Below are 20,519 nucleotides of genomic sequence, written 5' to 3'. Positions count from 1 at the left end.
GTTTCTAGTCCTTTTCATTCACCCAAAATTTCGTTACTATATTATAATGGGTGTTGTATTAAAGAATCAAAAGCAGTTTAGAAAGGAATATACGAAATGGAAATAGAAAAGGACAAAACTCCTTATCAGAAAATAGATGTAGCCCTTGTATTCATTGTTATATTATTAGGTGCTGTAAGCGTAATTGCAATTTATAGCATTCAACCATCACTTCCGGCCAAACTTCAAAATTATAATTTTGTTGGAAAACAGGTTGTGTGGTATTTAATTGGTTTTGTAGCAATTGGTGTCACAATGATTATTGATTTTGATCGCTTTAAAAACTTTTCTTGGTATTTATATGGGTTTGGTCTTATTCTCTTGCTCGGACTTAAAATATTAGGGCCATCCAAAATTGCACCTGACATTAATGGAGCTGTCAGCTGGTATGTTTTACCTGTCATTGGTAACTTTCAACCTGCTGAATTAATGAAAATCTTCTTAATCATATTACTTAGTCAAATTATTGCAAATCATAATGAACTTTATCCAGATAATCGTACATTAAGGGAAGATTTTATATTATTAGGGAAGCTGGTTGGTACAACTGCTCCTCCTTTATTACTGATTTTGAAACAACCTGATTTAGGAACTGCAATAGTAGTTGCTTCCATTCTTGGCTCGTTGCTCCTAGTTTCTGGTATACGATGGCGTATTTTATTTTCGTTAGCGGCTTCGGTTATCTCTGGGATTGGACTTTTAGTGTTTATTTACTTTAAGAACCCAGAGTTTATTACAACATATGTACTCAAAGCACACCAAATGAATCGCTTTTACGGATGGCTCGCGCCACATGAATTCTCAAGTAACTATGGATTTCAGCTAATTAAAGCTATGCTTGCCATTGGCTCCGGTCAATTACAAGGAAAAGGAATATTGAATGGGCAGGTTTATTTTCCGGAAGCCCATACCGATTTCATCTTTGCCGTTATTGGCGAACAATTTGGATTTATTGGAGCAAGTATCGTGATTTCATTGTTCTTCTTATTAGTATACAGAATGATCCATGCTGCACTGGAAAGTCATGATCCATATGGAAGTTATTTATGTACAGGTGTAATAGGTATGATTACCTTTCAAGTATTCCAAAATATAGGTATGACCATTCAATTAATGCCAATCACAGGTATTACGTTGCCGTTTATAAGTTATGGCGGCAGTTCGTTATTAACTAGTATGATCGCTGTAGGAGTCGTTTTGAATGTAAGGTCAAGGACACGAAAGTATATGTTTGGGAATTAAGAAAATAACGTCATAAGCCAAATATTGCGACTGAACTAGGATAAGACTAGATATTGATCGTAATATTTGGCTTTTTGAATCATGGGGTGATTTTTTATGTATGACATCATTGGTGATATTCACGGCTGCTATGATGAATTTATTACATTAACTAAAAAGCTCGGATATGACTGGAATCAAAAAGGGTATCCAATACATCCAGATGGAAGGATCCTCGTCTTTGTAGGTGACCTAACAGATCGGGGGCCAGAATCAATTAAGGTTATGGAAATTGTATATAAGCTTGTAATTGAAGAAAAAGTTGCCCATTACACCCCAGGCAACCACTGTGATAAACTGTACCGCTATTTCTTAGGACGAAAAGTACAAATCAAACATGGCTTGGAGACAACAGTGGCAGAATATGATGCACTCTCATCAAAAGACAAAGCTAAGGTACAGTCTCATTTTATGAAGCTTTTTGAACGAGCTCCATTATATCTTCAGCTTGATAAAGGAAAATTAGTGGTTGCCCATGCGGGAATTCGTCATGACTATATTGGAAAGACAAGCAATAAAGTAAAAACCTTTGTTTTATACGGAGATATCACAGGGGAAACAAATCCTGACGGAACACCAGTTAGGAGGGATTGGGCTAAGCAATATTCCGGAGACGCTTGGGTTATTTACGGTCATACGCCTGTTGAAAAGCCGCGGAAAATTAATAAGACGTGGAATATTGATACCGGCTGTGTATTTGGTGGGATGTTAACTGCACTCAGATATCCAGAGATGGAGCCTGTCTCGGTACCTTCCTCGATGCCGAAAGTATCGGAGAAGTTTAGGGCATTTGATGAATAATATTATAGATTGTGGTGGGGTCATTTCACCCCACTCACAAGATTCCCCATATCAGCCGGCAATGGAACGGAAAACGCAAGCTCCCGTTCCAATAAGGGATGATAAAACCTTACACTCTTACTATGCAGGGCTTGTCTTGAGATTAAATCCCGCTGCCCACCGTAAAGATCATCACCTAATAACGGCTGACCAATGTAAGACATATGAACACGAATTTGGTGGGTGCGGCCAGTTTCCAATTTTAACGAAACTAACGTCCGATCCGAAAACCTTTTTTTAACTTCATAATGTGTCACAGCCTGTTGTCCATCATTCCTAACTTCACGTTCAATAATGCTTTCCGCTTTACGGCCTATCGGCGCATTAATAATGCCGACATCTTTCCGAACAATTCCATGAACAATAGCCTCATACTCCCGCTTTATACTTTTCTTTTTTTGCTCTAAAGCAAATAATGAATGGACAAAGCTATTTTTGGCAACAATCATTAGGCCTGAAGTATCACGGTCCAAACGGTTAACAATATGGATCGTCGATGACAATCCAATTTGGTTATAGTAATAGATGAGAGCATTGGCTAAAGTTCCACTTTGATGTTCTCGAGACGGAATTGATGCCATAAACGGTGGTTTATTAATGACAAGGATATGCTCATCCTCGTACACGATATGTAATGGGATGTTCTCTCCAATAATTCCATCGCTTCGAATTTCCGGTGGAAACATTACCTCCAAACAATCGCCAGTCCGAACAACTTCCCTTACAGTGACATGGCTGCCGTTTAACAAGATATCGCCACCGTAAAATTTTATATCAACTAATGCTCTTTTAGAGATTCCTTTTTCCTTTAGCAAAAACTCACGAATGAGCATTCCTTCAAATTTCTCATCAATTTTCCATTGAATTTTATGGTTATTCATAAGCATAAAACCACCAATTACAAACTGCAGAAATAAAATCTTGTTTCAGGGCTTTCAATAAAACCATGTTTTTGATAAAAATGAGCGGCTGGAAATGTGCGTTCCGTTAATAGCACAATCGAGGAAAAACCTTTTGATACCAAGGCCGATTTTGCATCTTCCATCAACTTGGAACCTATTCCTTCTCCTTGATAGGACTCGTCCATACACATTTCATATAAATAGTAAATATCACCGCTCCACCACTTTTTCCTTGTCCCGATAACAAAACCCACAATAGCGGGTTTCCCACTTTGATTATACGAATCCGAGTCTGAATCCGAACCCGAATCCACTTCCATCACAAAGCCTTCAAAGCCCGGCGTATGTAAAACATCTTCGAAGTATTCCGTTGCAAGCTGCCCAGTCCAGCAGTCATTCCACGGTTCCCGATTAAAAACTTCAATAAACAATGTTGTACATGCGGAAATATCCTCTTTCACAAACAGCCTTATTCTCATTTCAACAATCATCCCCTATTGTCATTCCCAACAAATGAATCACGTACTCTGTTCCAGAACGGGAAAGGGCGGTAACGTGCAAATCTTACTTTTTCATCGGAAACCCTGCATTGAATGGATTTTACATCCTTATGTAAAATCGTCTTATGGTCGACAGTTACTAATAAATCTACCGCCTCTTTCGGTCTTAGCAGGAGCGTATGATGACCTGGCAGAATAAGCGGCGACCCAATTGTCCGGAAGACACGGTTATTAATAGATGCCATTTCAGCAACTTGAATGGCTTCAATCGATGGGTGGATGATTGCACCGCCTAACGATTTGTTATAAGCCGTACTTCCTGACGGTGTGGAAATACATAGACCGTCTCCACGAAACGTTTCAAATTTCTGACCCTTAATTTCAACATCGATCACAAGCGATCCTTCTGTTGCTTTGATCGTTGTTTCATTTAATGATAAATACATTGACTCTTTCCCGCCATCAATATGACGGACAATCGTTTCTAAAATCGGGTATTCAACTACTGAAAATGGTGTTCTGGCCAACTCAATCACAAGCTTTTCAACTTCCGAAGGAACCCAATCCGCATAAAATCCTAGATGTCCCGTATGCACACCAACAAAGGCAGTCTCACTTAATCTATGTTGATATTGATGAAATGCATGTAGTAGGGTTCCATCCCCACCGATAGAAATTACAATATCAGGCTCTGCCTCATCAAACACAAGGTCAAAGTCTAATAAATAGTTTTTCATTTTCATTCTTAAAGCGTTTGAGGTTTGATCCCCTCTTGAGGTTATTGCAAATTTCATACAACCGACATCCAATCTTTTATGATAATTAAGGTAATTTTGGTAATAGTTTATCACATAACCCCCACCATTTTAATTCAATTGATTTTAAAACCATTATACCGCATAATATGAATTGTATGTCTACAACCTACTATTTAGGAGTTTTTTTTATGGTACAAGAAATAGAAATAGAATTTAAAAATCTACTTACAAAAAACGAATTTGAGCTATTAATGAAAGAATTCAATGTAACGCCAAAAGATTTTATAAGTCAGGAAAATTATTATTTTGACACTGTAAATTTTTCGTTGAGAGACAAGCACTCCGCTCTTAGAATACGAAAAAAACAGGACAAGTATATTCTTACATTAAAACAGCCCCATGAACAAGGCTTACTCGAAACCCATCAAGAATTAACAGAAGCACAGGCTTTTAGCCTGCTAAACAGTGAAGTGACAAAGATGGTTGATGGTACTGTAAAAGAGGCGATTGCAACCTTGGGAATTACCCCTGATGAACTTTATTACTTGGGGGCCTTAAAAACTGACAGAATTGAAATTATTGACAATGATAATATTCTTGTTCTTGATCATAGCTTTTATTTAGAACACGAAGATTATGAGCTAGAATATGAAGTTAAAGACCCAGTCACAGGAAAAGAAAAATTCCTCAAAATCTTGAAGCAAAATAATATCCCATTGAGAACAACTAAAAATAAAATACAACGTTTTTTTGAATTAAAAGGAAAAAAGGAAGACTAGATATGAAAATAGATGTTAATCATTTAAAAACATTAATGGAGATTCAGGCATTAAGAAGTTTTAATCAAAGTGCTTCTATTACAGAAGAAGGCAATGATCCTTTTTCAGATCTTCTTCAATTAGAGATTTCTAAATTGCAAGAACATCCGGCTTCCCTAATCGTTTCAGAAGATAAAGACCATCCAACCAATTTGGCATTAAAAGAGCTTCAAGCGCTGCAGCCGAATTTTAAAATACAAAATTATTCATTTCCAGCTGTAAAAGAGACAAATGTCCAATCCAATTATGAGGAAATAATCAAAAAGGCTGCTGCAAAATATGGAGTTGATGCCAATCTGATTCACTCTGTTATTAAACATGAGTCAAATTTCAACCCATTAGCTAAAAGCAAAGCGGGTGCTGCGGGCTTAATGCAGCTTATGCCGGCCACAGCAAAATGGCTTGGTGTAGTAAATGTGTATGATCCAAAAGAAAACATTGAAGCCGGGACAAAATACCTAAAAAAAATGTTGGATAAGTACGATGGTGATTTAAAGCTTGCACTGGCTGCCTATAATGCCGGCCCAGGAAATGTTGATAAATACAATGGTATCCCGCCTTTTAAAGAAACTCAAGCTTACGTAAAAAAGGTTACGAATTCCTATTTTTCATAAAAAAAGCGGCCCGCTAGCCGCTTTTTTTTAATCGATATCTTCTCTTCTATGCTTTCCTTTAATAAAACGATACGCCAAATAGGCTATATAAAGCGGAGCGGCAAAATAAATAAGATAAGGAAATTTCTCATACGTTTTCGTATAAATTACATATAATAGACAACCGATAAAAATCGTAACAATCGTACCATACTTTGGTAACGGAACCTCCTTCAAGCTTGGAATTCTAATTCTACTAACCATTAAAAAACATAAAGCCGTAAATACGACGGACGTAATAATATTGGGGATTCTATCTCCAAACAAAGTTAATAATGCCAGAATTCCCCCCGCTGCAGTAATTGGTACCCCAATGAAATAATGTAGAGACGATTTACTAGAGCCTATATTAAATCTTGCTAACCGATAAGCTCCAAATAACGGGAATAATCCGGTTACAATTAAACCCAAGTGCCCAAAGTGGTAAAAATATGTATAGTAAACTAAAAAAGATGGGGCCACACCAAATGTTACGATATCCGCTAAGGAATCCAGCTCTTTCCCTAATGCGCTGTCCGCTTTTAGCATTCTTGCCAATCGCCCATCCATACTATCAAGCATCATCCCAATTAATATTAATATTGCTGCATTTTTAAATTCCCCTTTGGCGGCAAAACCGATTGACAGAAAACCACAATACAGGTTGCCCAATGTAAACATATTGGGGATGCTTTTCGTTAATCGCATAATCAACTCTCACACTCCGAAATAATAGTTTCAATTACCATAATATAGTCCAAATCATATTATAACATTTAACTTCAAAAACAATCTTGTCTAAAACCCTAAACAATGGAAAAATCTTCAGAAGCACAATATTTGCCCGAACCTACATGCATTGCTAAAATATAAGTATCATTTCCTGAACAGAAAGGAGATATTCATGCTTAACAGTTCGGGTACCAGCAAAAATGAATCTACAAACAGCAGCTGGAAAAACTTCTATATCAAACCTATCGAAATTTATGTGTTTATTGACCCTCTATGTCCCGAATGTTGGGCATTAGAACCTGTTCTAAAAAAATTACTAATAGAATTTGGCGATAAAATAAGTATTAGGCACGTATTAACAGGACGTTTAACGTCTTTAAATATTTCAAAAAAAGCTCCATCTGAAATCGCAAAGCTTTGGGAACGGACAGCAACGAGGTCAGGCATGTCCTGTGATGGAGATGTATGGTTTGAAGATCCTATTTCGAAACCATCGACAGCTTCAGTGGCAGTGAAGGCTGCTGAACTTCAAGGAAAAAAAGCTGGTCTCAGGTTTTTACGAAAGCTGCAGGAAGTACTCTTTCTTGAAAAACAAAATATTACAAAGAAGGAGATCCTGATTAGTATTGCACGGGATGCCGGCCTTGATGTAGAGGAATTTAAGAAGGACTTAATTTCTGAAGCCGCCTGTAAAGCCTTTCAATGCGATTTAAAGATTACAAGGGAGATGGATGTTGACGAGAGCCCTACCTTTGTTTTCTTCAATAATGAAAATATCGAAGAGGAAGGGATTAAGCTTTCCGGAGCTTATCCTTACGAAATATATGTTCAGGTGTTGGAGGAAATTTTACAAAGAAAGCTAATGTCGCGAACTCTGCCTCCTCTTCAGGATTTTTTGGCCTATTTTAAGTTTGTTGCAACAAAAGAAATTGCTGTTGTCTATAATTTATCCTGTCAGGAAGTTGAAAAAGAGATGAAAAAGTTGCTTTTAAAACAAGCGGTTGAGCGGGTTCCTGTAAAATACGGAACATTTTGGAGATATTTAAAAAGTAATGATTGAGACCATTCAGACATGATGGCTCTCAATCATTTTTTTGAATAAAGGGAAATAAAAAGAAGGCTAGGAGGGATGCCTAACCTTCTTTTTATGTCTCATTCGACAGGGGGGTGGGAGAAAGTTTCACGGTCAAACAAAGGGGTTATGTTTGTTTGTGATTAACTTTACAAACTTATATTAACAATTTTCGACCTAATGCACAATAACTTTGTTACGTATTTCACAAAACTGTCACTTTCTAAAAAGAATAAATTTATTACAGTACGACATATGATAATAATGGAGGAGGTTTTGTACAATGAATAAATTTCTGTTTATCTTTGCGTTCATTTTTGTTTTTGTTTCCTTTTGCATTTACTTATTGGGACTAATGAGGATCATACCGTTCTTCTTTTCTGTCATCCCGATGTTTCTTTCAATTTTATTTACCGTTCATTGTTGGAATAACCGCAACCGCTTTAGAGGGGGTAACCGGCGAAAATCACTAAAAGGATAAGGGACTGTAGCAGCCCCTTTTTGATAATGAATTAACTATTTAATAACTGTTCCATTTCAGTCAGTTTTTCCTCAAACACCTTAAGTGCCTGTTCAATTGGCTCACTTGAAGTCATATCTACCCCAGCACGTTTTAATACCTCGATTGGATAATCTGAGCTTCCCGCTTTTAAAAACTCATCAATATAGCGTTTTACTGCCGGCTCACCCTCCTCTAGTATTTGCTTGGATAAGGCCGCCGCTGCACTAAAGCCAGTTGCATATTGGTAAACATAATAGTTGTAATAAAAATGCGGAATTCTTGCCCATTCCAGACTAATTTCCTCATCAACTACAATATCATTACCGAAGTATTTCTTATTTAGATCAAAATACAAGGATGAAAATAAATCTGCTGTCAATGCTTCGCCCTCACGTGCCTTTTCATGAATAAGATGTTCAAATTCAGCAAACATCGTTTGACGGAAGACCGTCCCACGGAAGCCTTCTAAATAATGATTTAAAATATAGAGCTTCTTCTGCTTATCGTCTTCATTTTTTAGCATAAAATCATTAAGCAATGATTCGTTGCATGTAGAAGCGACTTCTGCTACAAAGATTGAATAGTTTGCATACGGATACGGCTGAGACTTTCTTGTATAATAGCTGTGAACAGAATGTCCTAATTCATGTGCCAACGTAAAGACATTATTGACATTATCCTGCCAATTTAACAGGATATACGGATTTGTTCCATATGTTCCTGAGGAATAAGCTCCACTTCTCTTCCCTTGGTTTTCATGAATATCAATCCAGCGGTTATCGAAAGCTTCTTGTAAAATACCTTGATATTCTTCTCCCATTGGCGCAAGACCTTTTAATACAATATCTTTTGCTTCATTGTATGGAATTTCCATTTTTACATCTTTTACAAGTGGTGTATATAGATCATACATATGAAGTTCATCAACACCAAGGACTTTTTTCCTTAAAGCTACGTAGCGGTGTAATAACGGTAAATGTTCGTGAATCGTATTCACTAATGTATCATAGACGCTTTCCGGTATATTATTGCTGTCCAAAGCAGCCTGGCGGGCCGTTCCGTAATGACGAACCCGAGCATAAAAGTTATCTTTTTTTATATTACCGCTTAGTGTACTTGCAAATGTATTTTTGAATTTACCGTATGTATTATAAACGGCTTTAAAGGCATCCTCTCTTACGCGTCTGTCACTGCTTTCCAAAAAGCGGACATATCGTCCATGGGTTACTTCAACTTCGTGCCCATCTTCATCCTTAATTGTTGGGAATTTAATATCCGCATTATTTAGCATTCCAAATGTTGTGCTAGCATTTCCTAAAGCATCTGAAGCCTCAGCAAGAATTGCTTCTTCACTTGCTGAAAGGATATGGGGACGGCTGCGATTCAGTTCATCTAAAATATGCTTATACAGCTTTAAATCATTATTCTCGTTAATAAAGGACTGGATTTTGGTCTCATCCAAAGATAGAATTTCTGGATCGATATAGGAGAAAGCGCTGCCTGCCTGTGTAAATAAATTCTCAGCACGGTCGTTTAAACCTTGATAAAACGTATTTGTTGTATCCTGGTCATAGCGCATATGGGCATACGTATACAACTTTCCTAACCTTTTGGAGATCTCATATTGTGTATCTAATGCTTTATATAAAGTTTCAGCTGATTCTCCAAGTTTACCTCGATATTCTTCAATTGACGGAATTAATTCTTTGATTGCTTTAAACTCTTTTTCCCAATCATCATCTGACGGAAAAATCTCTTCTAACCGCCATGTATCTTCGACCGCTAATTCACTACGCTTTGGCAAGGATTTAGGCTTCGCTTGTTCAGTCATGATAATACCTCCATATGAAAATTTTTCCCATATAAATAGTATATCATTCGAGGTGAAAAATAAAACTTTTGATGAATGTAAAAAAAGCACCTAAGGTGCTTTTTCTAAATAAATTAATTTGCAGCGGATAATGCCAACATCGCTTCCATATCCTCTTTTGCATCTCCGATTAGTTTTAATCCAAACGTATTTACTAATACATCGAGTACACCTTCATTGATGAAGGCTGGAGCTTTCGGTCCAATACGAATATCCTTGATTCCAAGGCTAAATAACCCCAGTAAAATCGCAACCGCTTTCTGTTCAAACCAAGATAACACAATACTTACAGGCAATTCATTAACTTCACAGTCGAAAGCATCAGCTAAGGCAAGAGCTATTTTTACTGTGGAACCGGAGTTATTGCACTGTCCTAAATCTATATAACGTGGAATTTTCGTTCCTGGGACATAGCCGTAATCAACATCATTGAAACGGAACTTCCCACATGATGTTGTTAGAATAACGGTTTCTTTTGGCAGTGACGTAGCAAGTTCACGATAATATTCTCCGCCTTTTCCCGGTGCATCACAGCCTGCGATAACGAAGAAACGCTTGATCTTACCATCTTTTACAGCTTGGATCACTTCGGGTGCTAATCCGATAACAGTTTCATGGTGAAAACCTGTTAATAAAGTTTCCTCAGAATCAATATGGGCTGCGGGTAATTCCAGAGCTTTTTCAATTAATGGACTGAAATCATCATTTGTGATTTTAGCGACATTTTCCAAGCCAGTAACCTCATAAGACCACATACGGTCAGCATAAGTTCCTTTAATTGGCATAACACAGTTCGTTGTAGCAAGGATCGCGCCTGGAAATTCTTCGAATAAACGGCGTTGATCATACCAAGCCTTCCCGACATTTCCTTTTAAATGGCTGAATTTCTTAAGTTCTGGATAACCGTGTGCCGGCAACATTTCGGAGTGTGTATAAACATTGATGCCTTTGCCTTCAGTTTGTATTAATAGTTCTTTCAATGCAAAAAGATTATGTCCAGTTACAACGATGGATTTCCCTTCAATTTTGTTCTGAGAAACACGTACAGGCTCCGGAATACCTAGTCGATTAACATGAGCGTTGTCAAGTAAATCCATTACTTTTACCGCAGCCTGGCCCACCTGCATCGCCATGTTGATATGCTCTTGAACATTAAAGTTTGAGTTTGTTAAAGTCATATATAATGCTTCATGGGTAGTTCGATCAACAAACTCATCTATGTAATCTAGTTGTCTTGCATGGGTGCGATAAGCTGCAATTCCCTTCAATCCAAAAATCATGATATCTTGCAAGCTTGCAATTGTTTCATCCTTTCCACATACTCCAACCACTTTACAGCCGCCTGGTGCAACTTGCATACATTGGTGACAATACATCATTACACACTCCCTTTTATATTCCCATATTTACAACATCGGTGTGATGAAAATCACAGTGACAAACATCACACCGTTATCATATATGAACTTATTCATTAGGGAGTGTGATGCAAGTCACAGTTAAACCAACGTTCGAAAATTGGACACATTTTCTATACTTTACATAATTTAAATATTACTCTTTTTATATAGTTTCATAAGGACCATTTTATCAAGTCTACATGCCTCCTCTACATTTTTAGGAACAGTCAATTCAGCTATTTTTCGAAAACTGGATCGTTCCCTAAAATCTCTTTCAATAACACCGAGTTTCTCCAATTGTTGTAAGTAATCCATAATGGCAAAGGAATAATGGCTATCATTTAAGAAAGGAAGCTGCCTTAATGCAAAAAAGCCCTGTTGGACCTTAGCTTTAAAGCTTTGAAATATTTCTTGAAAAGACAGGACCGCACCAACCTTAAGGGGTATGATAAATTTAAGTAAAATCCAACCTTGCCAAATGATGGGCTCCGTTCTAATCCAAATCATTGATTCTACTGGAATTCCTGCTTCGCTAGGAACCAAACTAAGTGGAAGTCCATTTCCATAAAATATTCTTTTAAAGGAATCATCAGCAAATAAATAGGAGTTTGTTCGCCATCGTCTTTTCATTGAAAGCCAGATAGGGTCACTTGGAATTTTATACACCCTTCCCGTATTTATTATTTTAGAAAAACAAATTCGGGTGGGTAAGAAAAAGTCAACGGAAGCCAAAAAGTTTATTGGAGAAAACGGGGTCAGCGATGATACAATAGAAAATTGCCTAGTTGCGGGACAATAATAGATAAGTGTGAGCGTTTTGCTGTGTGATGAGTTTGTCATAAGCAGGTCAAATGCAGTGAGTTTTAGAATGTTTTCGGAGCTTCTTTTTAAGCGGTTTCCACCTAAAATCCAAATTGGGGTAATATTTTCACGAAGATAGGCTTTTGTTCGTTTAAGTAATACAGTGCTTTCAATAGTGGAACATTGAAATTCGAGCGCATAGTGTTGGTCTTTCCACGTCACAAATAAATCTGACCTCTGTTTTATTTTGGGTAGGTATTTTTCCATCTCAACATTGATCCCTTGGTTTCTTAACCAATCAAAAAGCTGAATTTTTCCCTTTAAGTGGTATTCAGATTCATTTTCAAGCTGTGTTTCACAATTCTTTTTTGATATATGGGCAAAATGCCATATTCGCTTATTTCCTGTTTTCAATTGGACTTTTTCTTTACAGGCGGGACAAAGTATTCGTTCGTTTTCGGTAATGTTAAGCAGCTCTTGTTTTTCCCATTTTTCAACTAAGGAAATTGTTCGGCCAGCTTCCGTTATCGCTAATAACAAAAAAACCACTCCTTTCTGTCATCTTATTTCGACAAAAGAAGTAGTTTTCCTGCAATATTTTTATGTTTTTTTGCTATCTATACATCTTGAAATCATAGTAAAGGTGAAAACAAGCGGGCGGTGGATTCATGGAGGCGTTGTAATTTTGGGCGTTCCTTATATTTTGCTAATAATACTTCGTTCGAATTTTCGATATCATTGAGAAAATCATTAACAAGCGTCTCAGCACTTTTTGTCCTATATAAAAAGGCATTTACTTCAAAATTTAAATGGAAGCTTCTCATATCCATATTGGATGTGCCAATAGAGGCAAGCTCTTGGTCAACGATGATAATTTTGCTATGTAAAAATCCGTTGCTATATTCATATACTTTAATTCCCGCTTCCAATAACTCTGTGTAGTAGGATCTAGACGCATAAAAAACAAGACGTTTATCCGGCTTGCTTGGGAGAATGACCTTAACATCAATTCCTGATAAGGCAGCCACTCTTAACGCAGACAATATATCATCATCGGGAATAAAATATGGGGACTCGATCCAGATCGATTTTTTTGCTGACGTAATCATTGCAAAGAAAACATTTTTTATTACATTCCAATCATTATCAGGTCCACCAGCTAATAAATGGACACCCCCAAATTCTTCATCTTCCACTAAATTCGGAGAGAGATAGATAGGAGTTAACAGTGTCACACCGGTTGTATAATACCAGTCCTGCAGAAAAATAAGCTGCAAACTTCTCACCGCTTCACCCCGCACATAAAGATGGGTATCGCGCCAAAAGCCGAAATATTCATTTTTACCTAAATACTCATCGCCAATATTTAATCCGCCAACAAAACCAATGTTCCCATCCACAACACAAATCTTTCGATGATTACGGAAGTTAATTTGATTGTTCAGGCTAGGCAATCTAACCGGTGAAAATGGCTCTATTTCCACTCCTGAGTTTCTAAGTTCATTAATATAGTTTTTTGATAACTTCCATGAACCAACGGCATCATATAAAAAGCGAACTGCAACCCCTGATTTTGCTTTTTCAATTAAAATATCTTTAATTTCATTTCCGAGTTCATCATCGCGAACAATATAAAATTCTAAATGAATGTGGTGGTTTGCACTTCTCATTGCTTCAAGAATGGCTTTAAACGTATCATTTCCATTAGTTAAAACCTTTGTCTCAGTATAAAAAGAAATCGGGCTTTTCCCTAAACGATGGGCCAGCCGGAACAACTTTTGTTGGTGTTCCCCCATCTTATTAAGCTCTTCCTCATTGATTTGCCGGTTTCCTTCGATTTTGGAGAAAGCTTGCTCATCCAACCATGCCTTTTTCTCATACCTTTTTCTTTCTCGGCGATAATTGCGGCCAAACAACAAATAAAAAATGAAGCCAAAGATCGGAAAGACCGCAAGTACTACCGCCCACGCAATCGTAGCACGAGGATTACGATTCTCCAAAAAAATGAAAAATCCAATAAACAATGCTGAAATTGAAATCAAAATACTAAAGCTTCCGAGCAACCATCCTTCCCAATAATTATGGGTAAGCACTAAAGCAATTGTTAGTCCAATGATAAAGATTGCAATTTGCAGCCTTTTCTTCATAATGCTACTCCTTTAAACATTGATGATATTCTATAAATTATAGCGAAGATTTGAAAACTTTCCCACTAATTATTGTTTTCTAGGAATAAAAAAAGGTTTCACAAAAAGTGAAACCGATGATTATTTTAGAAGTGGGAAATGTTGTTTGATTTGCTGCAATGCATTGCTTTCCATAACTTCTTTCCCATATTCTTGAATGCGATGTATCGATAACCGGGATTCAAAGCCAAATTCAAGGATTTGGCATAATATATCATCTTCATTTTCTTCTTCCAACATTTCTTCATCAAACCCAATATATAAATAGTATTTACTATCAAAATGATACAAGCTGCTTATAAGACCCTCTGAGTCTATACTATGGCTTAATCTAATGAGATCTTCAAAATCATGGAATCCAATGAGAAAACGTACTGTTTCATCTTCATGATATTCATCATCATACGGGAAACCTTGGTACTCTCCATCTTCTTGATTAGATTGTTCAAAGAAAGACTCAATATTATCCTCAATCGTTAAATCAATATGTTTTTCATTACCTATCGGCAACTCAAGCTTTTGTCCATCCTTCGAAACCTGCGCTTTTGTGACTACGATTTCTAAGCCTTTTTCAAGTGCTTGAACTTGAATCCACAAAGGTCCTTCTATTGTAAATTCTTCACTATTGTTTACTTCATCCATCATTTCCCAAAACAATTCTTCACTTCGCTCACGGTTATACCATATTTCATCACGATCAAAGCCTCGATCTTCAATATCACGATACGTAACATAAAACTTAACCGTATTCTCATTAATTCTTTCGATTTCCATTCATCTCTCTCCCTTCTCGTCTAATTTTATTTTCTGAAGGGACTACCTAACCCCCGAGCTAATGCTCTAAAAAATGATAGTTATAGAAACAAGATGCCCAATTTAAGATGGAAGTAACCTTGTACTTCTATTTTATGATAAAAAGAATCATAAGGGAAATAAAAAATGCCAAAATAGTAAAAACAGGCTTTAAACCATTCTTGACTGTTATGAAATAATGTCTTATAGTGAATTTTGTGACAAAGGACAAGGGGGCATTTTTTTGGATCTCGAACTTTTAAGTCAAATACTTATTATTATTGGCATTGACATCGTCCTTGGCGGAGATAACGCCATTGTTATCGCACTTGCCTGCCGCAACCTGCCAGTGGATAAGCGAAACAAAGCGATCTTACTTGGAACTGGACTAGCAATCATTGTTAGGATCGCGCTTACAATTATAGCCGTTTATCTATTAATGATTCCTTTTTTACAGCTAGTTGGCGGTCTGTTCCTCATCTATATAGCTTACAATTTACTGACTGAAGACGGCGACGATGTTAATAAAATAAGAGGTGGTACTACTCTTTTTCAAGCTGTACGAACAATTGTTGTTGCTGACCTTGTGATGGGCTTTGATAATGTTTTGGCTGTTGCTGGTGCTGCCGGCGGAAAAATCATCTTAGTTGTCGCTGGTTTATTGATCTCTATACCCATCATCGTCTGGGGTAGTAAGATTATCTTAAAATTTATGGAGCGTTTTCCAATTATCATTTACATAGGTGCTGGAATTCTTGCCTTAACTGCCGGAAAAATGATAACACATGAAGAAAGAATTCAACCTTTTTTAGAAACGTATAGTTTCTCTTACTATATTATACCATTAATTACAATTGTATTTGTCCTTCTTGCAGGATTAATAAAAAAAACTTCTACAAAATAATCGTAGAAGTTTTTTCTTTTTGGTTAGACTATAAATGATTGTCCAGCTCCCAGCGACTCGTAAACTTCGCTTAATGGTCGCTTCCGCTTTTCTAGTTTACTAAGCGCTGGGCCTCAAGTAATTGAAATGTACGAACTCTTCTTGGCAGGAAACGGCGAATTTCATCTTCGTTATACCCAACCTGAAGGCGTTTTTCGTCAATAATAATTGGACGTCTTAATAGTCCCGGGTTTTCACTAATAAGCTTAAATAGATCTTGTAATGGCATTGTTTCTAAATCAACATCAAGTTCTTGGAAAATCTTTGATCTAGTTGAGATTATTTCATCCGTTCCATTCTCAGTCATTCTCAAAATCTGCTTTGCTTCCTCAATTGTTAATGGCTCAGTAAAGATATTTCTTTCTTTATATGGTATCTCATGTTCTTCCAGCCACGCCTTCGCTTTACGGCATGATGTGCAACTTGGCGATGTAAATAATGTTACCATTCATGTCACTCCATTCAGAATTTAAAATTTTTATATAAACACTGACTATTACTTTAAAATTATTTTAAATTAAGTATAGAACCATTATACAATAAATCTTATAAGAAATATATAGTTTTAAAGAAGAAATTGTTCAAAATTTGTAGACAATTTATATACGTTTTATACTTGAAATAGTTTCGTAAAATGGAAAAAAATTTTTTTCCACTTCTTTTTTTCCCGTTTTCTATATTTTTAAAACATAAAAAGCAAAACTATTTATTACAATTTCGCTAATTCCCTTTTCTTTTATGTAAAGATTTTATAAAATAATAAATAAGGACAGAAAATTGGGGGTAATGTTGGTGGTAGTTGGATACATTATTGATTTTGTCATTGTGGCAGGTTTAATCGTGGGAATTACTGCTTTAAATGGTCACATATCACATTTTATTGGATATCGCTTTTTTGGTGGAAGCAGAAAAAATTTGCATTCAGACCAAACACATAAAACACAAGCAGGCTGGAAGCTTGTTGGCGGCAAACGATAATTAGAAAAGCCGAAGCGCAGGACAATGGTAAAAGAAGAAGGTGGACTTCCCACCTTCTTCTTTATTTGTTTAATGGAGTATAATCTACACCAGTTGTATACGTATTGGCAGCATCCCATAATAAGAATTCAGAAATTCCATTCTCATTTAAGGCTTTAATTTGCGCTTCAACCTCGGCTTTACCATAATTCAAATAATTTCCCCTGCCAAGGTAAGAAGCGGTGAAATCCTGAATCCACGGACGTGAAACTGGACGATTTTCTAATTTCATTAACTTAGCATTCTCAACCTTTGTATATTCCGTCACTAATCGATAGGGTTCGAGATCCGGCTTAGAAATTCCAAAATAAGAAGTCCAGTGGCTAGGATAAATCATCGATGATATTACATCTACATGCTCAGATATTTTTGTGAAATTTTGTCCGATTCCCGGTGCCTCCGGTAAGGTTGCTGTATATCCAAAGATATCTACAGAAACATCTACATCATATGGCTTTAACTGTTCCTTTGCGTAAGCTACAAAATCAGTAACGGCTTGCACCCGTTTTTGAATATTATCCAATTCTATATCTTTATATTGCCCCATACTATAGGTCAATGTTTGATCCCGCTTTTCAAATCCTTCCGGAAAACGAACGTAATCAAATTGAACCTCTTTAAATCCAAGTTTGGCTGCATCGATTGCTATTTGAACATTATGATCCCATACTTCCTTCAAAAAAGGATTAACAAAAGACTCATTTCGACCATTTTTCCAAACTGCTCCATTTTCTGTAAATGATAGATCCGGCCTTTGCTTAGCCCAAACTGTATCTTTAAACACTACAATCCTTGCAATTGGATATACTTGTTTTTTTTCAAAAAGCTCGAGCATTTCACGCGGATTTTTTATATATGGTTTCCCGATTGATGCTAACGGTGAATCCGACTGCGGCATGTAAGTAAGATTTCCCCAATCATCTTTAATATCTATAACAACGGCATTCAAGTCAGTCGTATCCATTAAATTCATTATTCCAGCAAAATTTTTACCTGAAGAATATAGATTTGTCGAAACGCCTGAATGATAATCAAGATAATTTTTGTAACCGCCTGCTGTATGGGCTGTCATATAGACACCTCTTACTGCATCAGGGTATGGAAAGGATAACCCAGAATCATATTTAAATCGAGGCAAAGCTCTTGGCAATTCCACTTTCTTAACAGAACTAAGTTTTTTGGAGTGGAAATTGGCTACCAAATGGTCTCCTTCAGCTGAAGCACTAGTAGAAAATACCCCCGTGAAAAGCATCAAAAAAAATAAAAAATACGCAAATTTCATTTCTCCTACTCGTTTTCCCATTGTTATGCTCCATTCTCTTTATTCTCTCTTTATTATAGGGGAGTTTTTGACACGATTCATTATTATTTGACATATTTCTATTTTTTCACATACCAGCTTGTTTACGATTAGTAAAGTATATTCAAAACTTGTTTAGATCATGCAAGTGACAAGCAGCCCAATGTTTATCTTTTACTTCAAACCATTTTGGTTCATGTGTGATACAAACGTCCATAGCACGCGGGCAACGGGTATGGAAACGACACCCTGTTGGTGGATTAATAGGGCTGGGTAAATCCCCCTGCAGAACAATCCGTTGCCGCGAACGCTCTATTATAGGGTCCGGGATAGGAATGGCTGATAAAAGTGCCTGCGTATAAGGATGCAATGGGTCATCATATAATTCGTCACTTTTAGCTAACTCTATGAGACTCCCTAAGTACATAACACCAATACGGTCACTTATAAATTTTACCATCGATAAATCATGAGCAATAAATAAGTATGTTAAATGCCGCTCCTCTTGAAGGTTTTGCATTAAATTAACAACCTGCGCTTGAATGGAAACATCTAAGGCCGAAATAGGCTCATCTGCAATAATAAATTCAGGTTCTACAGCCAATGCCCGAGCAATTCCAATGCGCTGACGCTGACCGCCCGAAAATTCATGTGGATAGCGATTGGCATGCTCACGATTTAAACCGACTGTTTCTAACAATTCATAAACCTTATCCTTTCGTTCCTTGGGACCATTTGCCAATCTATGAATATCAATGCCCTCTGCAATAATGTCCATCACAGTCATTCTTGGATTTAATGATGCATATGGATCTTGGAAAATCATTTGCATTTTTCGATTTAGTTTTTTTAGATCTTCTTTTGTTTGTTTTCCGTGGACATTGATTCCCTCAAAAAGAACTTCTCCGGCGGTAGCTTCATAAAGTCGAATAATCGTACGCCCTGTTGTTGATTTACCGCAGCCAGACTCACCGACTAAGCCTAACGTCTCTCCTTTATAGATATCAAAAGTCAGATTATCAACTGCATGCAATACTTGATGTTTTCCAACTTTAAAATATTTTTTTAAATTTTTCACTTCTACAAGTTTTTCATTTTTATTGGTCATCATTTTGAACCTCCTGCGGCTTCCCATGGCGGTTCTATTTTTGGAGCCCTTTCATCTTGAAGCCAACATGCTGCATACTGGGTGCGAGAGGATTTTTTATAATCCGGCATATAGCTTACACATACCTCCATTACATAGGGGCAACGGGGAGCGAATGAACAACCAAGCGGGGGTGAAACTAAATCTGGAGGTGTACCAGCAATGGCTACTAATTCTCCTTTTTTCGTATGCAACTTTGGCATAGAAGCAAGTAGTCCCCATGTATAGGGATGCTTTGGTTGATAAAAAATTTCATCAACCGTACCGGTTTCAATGATGTTTCCCGCATACATAACGGCTACACGCTGAGCAATGTTTGCCACTACACCGAGATCATGTGTAATGATGATAATAGCCGTATCCATTTGCTTCTGCAAATCTTTCATTAAATCTAGAATTTGGGCTTGAATCGTAACATCTAGTGCGGTTGTTGGCTCATCTGCAATCAATACTTTGGGATTACAAGCAAGGGCTACAGCAATCACAACTCGCTGTCTCATCCCGCCTGAAAATTGATGGGGGTACTGGTTTACCCGGATCTCCGGATTTGGAATACCGACAAGCTTTAATAACTCTAATGCACGCTGTTTTGCTTCTATTTTTCCGAGTCGTTGATGCTTAACGAGCCCTTCAACAATTTGTTTTCCGACCGTCATTGTTGGATTTAACGATGTCATCGGATCTTGGAAAATCATCGAAATTTCCGAACCACGGATCGTCTGCATCTCTTTTTCTCTTAATTTGACAAGGTCCTTACCCTCAAACAAGACTTCGCCTTTTACAATACGCCCCGGCGGGTCAGGAATGAGCCGCATGATACTTTTTGATGTAACAGATTTCCCTGATCCAGATTCCCCAACAATTGCGAGTGTTTCTCCTTTTCTTAAATGAAAATCTACACCACGAACAGCCTTTACCTCTCCAGCATAGGTATCAAAGGAGATATGCAAATCTTTTACCTCTAAAATAAAATCCATTCCTTCCCCT

The 20,519-nt window shown here is 37.1% G+C and carries 20 protein-coding genes; 7 read left to right on the top strand and 13 right to left on the bottom strand.

What is annotated here, in order from left to right; translation table 11 throughout:
• Positions 1–96: 96 nt before the first annotated feature.
• Together BAZO_RS16790 and prpE are read left to right on the top strand one after the other, a co-directional pair.
• Positions 97–1,281 carry an FtsW/RodA/SpoVE family cell cycle protein gene (locus tag BAZO_RS16790; RefSeq protein WP_004431903.1) on the top strand — a complete coding sequence of 395 codons (1,185 nt, stop codon included), beginning with the start codon at positions 97–99 and terminating at the stop codon, positions 1,279–1,281.
• Between the two features lie 96 nt (positions 1,282–1,377).
• Positions 1,378–2,121: a bis(5'-nucleosyl)-tetraphosphatase PrpE gene (gene prpE, locus BAZO_RS16785; protein WP_004431901.1), complete on the top strand. Its 744-nt coding sequence runs from the start codon at positions 1,378–1,380 to the stop codon at positions 2,119–2,121.
• A gap of 20 nt (positions 2,122–2,141) precedes the next feature.
• Here the strand turns inward: prpE and BAZO_RS16780 are convergent, their stop codons facing one another.
• The 3 genes from BAZO_RS16780 to BAZO_RS16770 are packed head-to-tail and all read right to left on the bottom strand — an operon-like array spanning position 2,142 to position 4,356.
• Complete coding sequence (locus tag BAZO_RS16780) at positions 2,142–3,041, bottom strand: RluA family pseudouridine synthase (protein WP_004431899.1); 900 nt, start codon at positions 3,039–3,041, stop codon at positions 2,142–2,144.
• A 17-nt stretch (positions 3,042–3,058) separates the two neighbouring features.
• Positions 3,059–3,541, bottom strand: a complete 483-nt coding sequence (locus BAZO_RS21305; RefSeq protein ID WP_157382161.1) for a GNAT family N-acetyltransferase — start codon at positions 3,539–3,541, stop codon at positions 3,059–3,061.
• Between the two features lie 8 nt (positions 3,542–3,549).
• Entirely contained in the window at positions 3,550–4,356 is an 807-nt protein-coding gene (locus BAZO_RS16770) for an NAD kinase (protein ID WP_004431891.1), read from the bottom strand.
• Between the two features lie 152 nt (positions 4,357–4,508).
• Between BAZO_RS16770 and BAZO_RS16765 the strand changes: the two genes are divergently transcribed.
• Both BAZO_RS16765 and BAZO_RS16760 read left to right on the top strand, forming a co-directional pair.
• Positions 4,509–5,099, top strand: a complete 591-nt coding sequence (locus BAZO_RS16765) for a CYTH domain-containing protein (protein ID WP_004431889.1) — start codon at positions 4,509–4,511, stop codon at positions 5,097–5,099.
• Between the two features lie 2 nt (positions 5,100–5,101).
• Positions 5,102–5,752 (top strand): lytic transglycosylase domain-containing protein, encoded by a 651-nt coding sequence (locus tag BAZO_RS16760; protein ID WP_004431888.1) that lies wholly within the window; start codon positions 5,102–5,104, stop codon positions 5,750–5,752.
• Positions 5,753–5,779: 27 nt separating this feature from the next.
• Here the strand turns inward: BAZO_RS16760 and pssA are convergent, their stop codons facing one another.
• Positions 5,780–6,478, bottom strand: a complete 699-nt coding sequence (gene pssA, locus BAZO_RS16755; protein WP_004431886.1) for a CDP-diacylglycerol--serine O-phosphatidyltransferase — start codon at positions 6,476–6,478, stop codon at positions 5,780–5,782.
• A 196-nt stretch (positions 6,479–6,674) separates the two neighbouring features.
• On the opposite strand from pssA, the gene BAZO_RS16750 reads away from it, so the two are divergent.
• Positions 6,675–7,562: a ClpXP adapter SpxH family protein gene (locus BAZO_RS16750; RefSeq protein ID WP_004431884.1), complete on the top strand. Its 888-nt coding sequence runs from the start codon at positions 6,675–6,677 to the stop codon at positions 7,560–7,562.
• Between the two features lie 524 nt (positions 7,563–8,086).
• On the opposite strand, the gene pepF is transcribed toward BAZO_RS16750, so the two are convergent.
• From pepF to mecA, 5 genes are all read right to left on the bottom strand, one after another.
• Positions 8,087–9,907, bottom strand: a complete 1,821-nt coding sequence (gene pepF, locus BAZO_RS16745; protein ID WP_004431882.1) for an oligoendopeptidase F — start codon at positions 9,905–9,907, stop codon at positions 8,087–8,089.
• A 113-nt stretch (positions 9,908–10,020) separates the two neighbouring features.
• Positions 10,021–11,322, bottom strand: a complete 1,302-nt coding sequence (gene hcp / locus BAZO_RS16740; RefSeq protein ID WP_004431879.1) for a hydroxylamine reductase — start codon at positions 11,320–11,322, stop codon at positions 10,021–10,023.
• Positions 11,323–11,493: 171 nt separating this feature from the next.
• On the bottom strand, positions 11,494–12,687 hold the full coding sequence (locus BAZO_RS16735; protein WP_004431876.1) for a competence protein CoiA: 1,194 nt from the start codon (positions 12,685–12,687) through the stop codon (positions 11,494–11,496).
• A 92-nt stretch (positions 12,688–12,779) separates the two neighbouring features.
• Positions 12,780–14,294, bottom strand: coding sequence for a cardiolipin synthase (gene cls / locus BAZO_RS16730; RefSeq protein ID WP_004431873.1), 1,515 nt, complete (start codon positions 14,292–14,294; stop codon positions 12,780–12,782).
• A gap of 120 nt (positions 14,295–14,414) precedes the next feature.
• Entirely contained in the window at positions 14,415–15,107 is a 693-nt protein-coding gene (mecA, locus tag BAZO_RS16725; RefSeq protein WP_004431871.1) for an adaptor protein MecA, read from the bottom strand.
• Positions 15,108–15,369: 262 nt separating this feature from the next.
• On the opposite strand from mecA, the gene BAZO_RS16720 reads away from it, so the two are divergent.
• Positions 15,370–16,029, top strand: coding sequence for a TerC family protein (locus BAZO_RS16720; RefSeq protein WP_004431869.1), 660 nt, complete (start codon positions 15,370–15,372; stop codon positions 16,027–16,029).
• 91 nt (positions 16,030–16,120) lie between these two features.
• Here BAZO_RS16720 and spxA read toward each other — a convergent pair whose 3' ends face one another.
• Complete coding sequence (spxA, locus tag BAZO_RS16715; protein WP_004431868.1) at positions 16,121–16,516, bottom strand: transcriptional regulator SpxA; 396 nt, start codon at positions 16,514–16,516, stop codon at positions 16,121–16,123.
• Between the two features lie 344 nt (positions 16,517–16,860).
• On the opposite strand from spxA, the gene BAZO_RS16710 reads away from it, so the two are divergent.
• Positions 16,861–17,046 carry a hypothetical protein gene (locus tag BAZO_RS16710; RefSeq protein WP_004431867.1) on the top strand — a complete coding sequence of 62 codons (186 nt, stop codon included), beginning with the start codon at positions 16,861–16,863 and terminating at the stop codon, positions 17,044–17,046.
• 61 nt (positions 17,047–17,107) lie between these two features.
• Here the strand turns inward: BAZO_RS16710 and BAZO_RS16705 are convergent, their stop codons facing one another.
• The 3 genes from BAZO_RS16705 to BAZO_RS16695 all read right to left on the bottom strand — a co-directional run bounded on the left by BAZO_RS16705 (position 17,108) and on the right by BAZO_RS16695 (position 20,509).
• A complete protein-coding gene (locus BAZO_RS16705) occupies positions 17,108–18,388 on the bottom strand; it encodes a putative glycoside hydrolase (RefSeq protein ID WP_004431865.1) in 1,281 nt (426 codons plus the stop codon).
• Positions 18,389–18,509: 121 nt separating this feature from the next.
• A complete protein-coding gene (locus tag BAZO_RS16700; protein ID WP_004431863.1) occupies positions 18,510–19,493 on the bottom strand; it encodes an ABC transporter ATP-binding protein in 984 nt (327 codons plus the stop codon).
• The gene (locus BAZO_RS16695; protein WP_004431861.1) at positions 19,493–20,509 is read right to left on the bottom strand and encodes an ABC transporter ATP-binding protein; all 1,017 of its coding nucleotides are present in this window, start codon (positions 20,507–20,509) and stop codon (positions 19,493–19,495) included. Before BAZO_RS16695 ends, BAZO_RS16700 begins: the two co-directional genes overlap by 1 nt.
• Between the last annotated feature and the right edge of the window lie 10 nt (positions 20,510–20,519).

Origin of the sequence: Schinkia azotoformans LMG 9581, from assembly GCF_000307855.1 — a bacterium.
In the GTDB taxonomy this organism is placed as follows: domain Bacteria; phylum Bacillota; class Bacilli; order Bacillales; family Bacillaceae_J; genus Schinkia; species Schinkia azotoformans.
The sequence above is the reverse complement of the archived record's forward strand: the minus strand, read 5'-3'. Positions and strand labels throughout refer to the sequence as shown.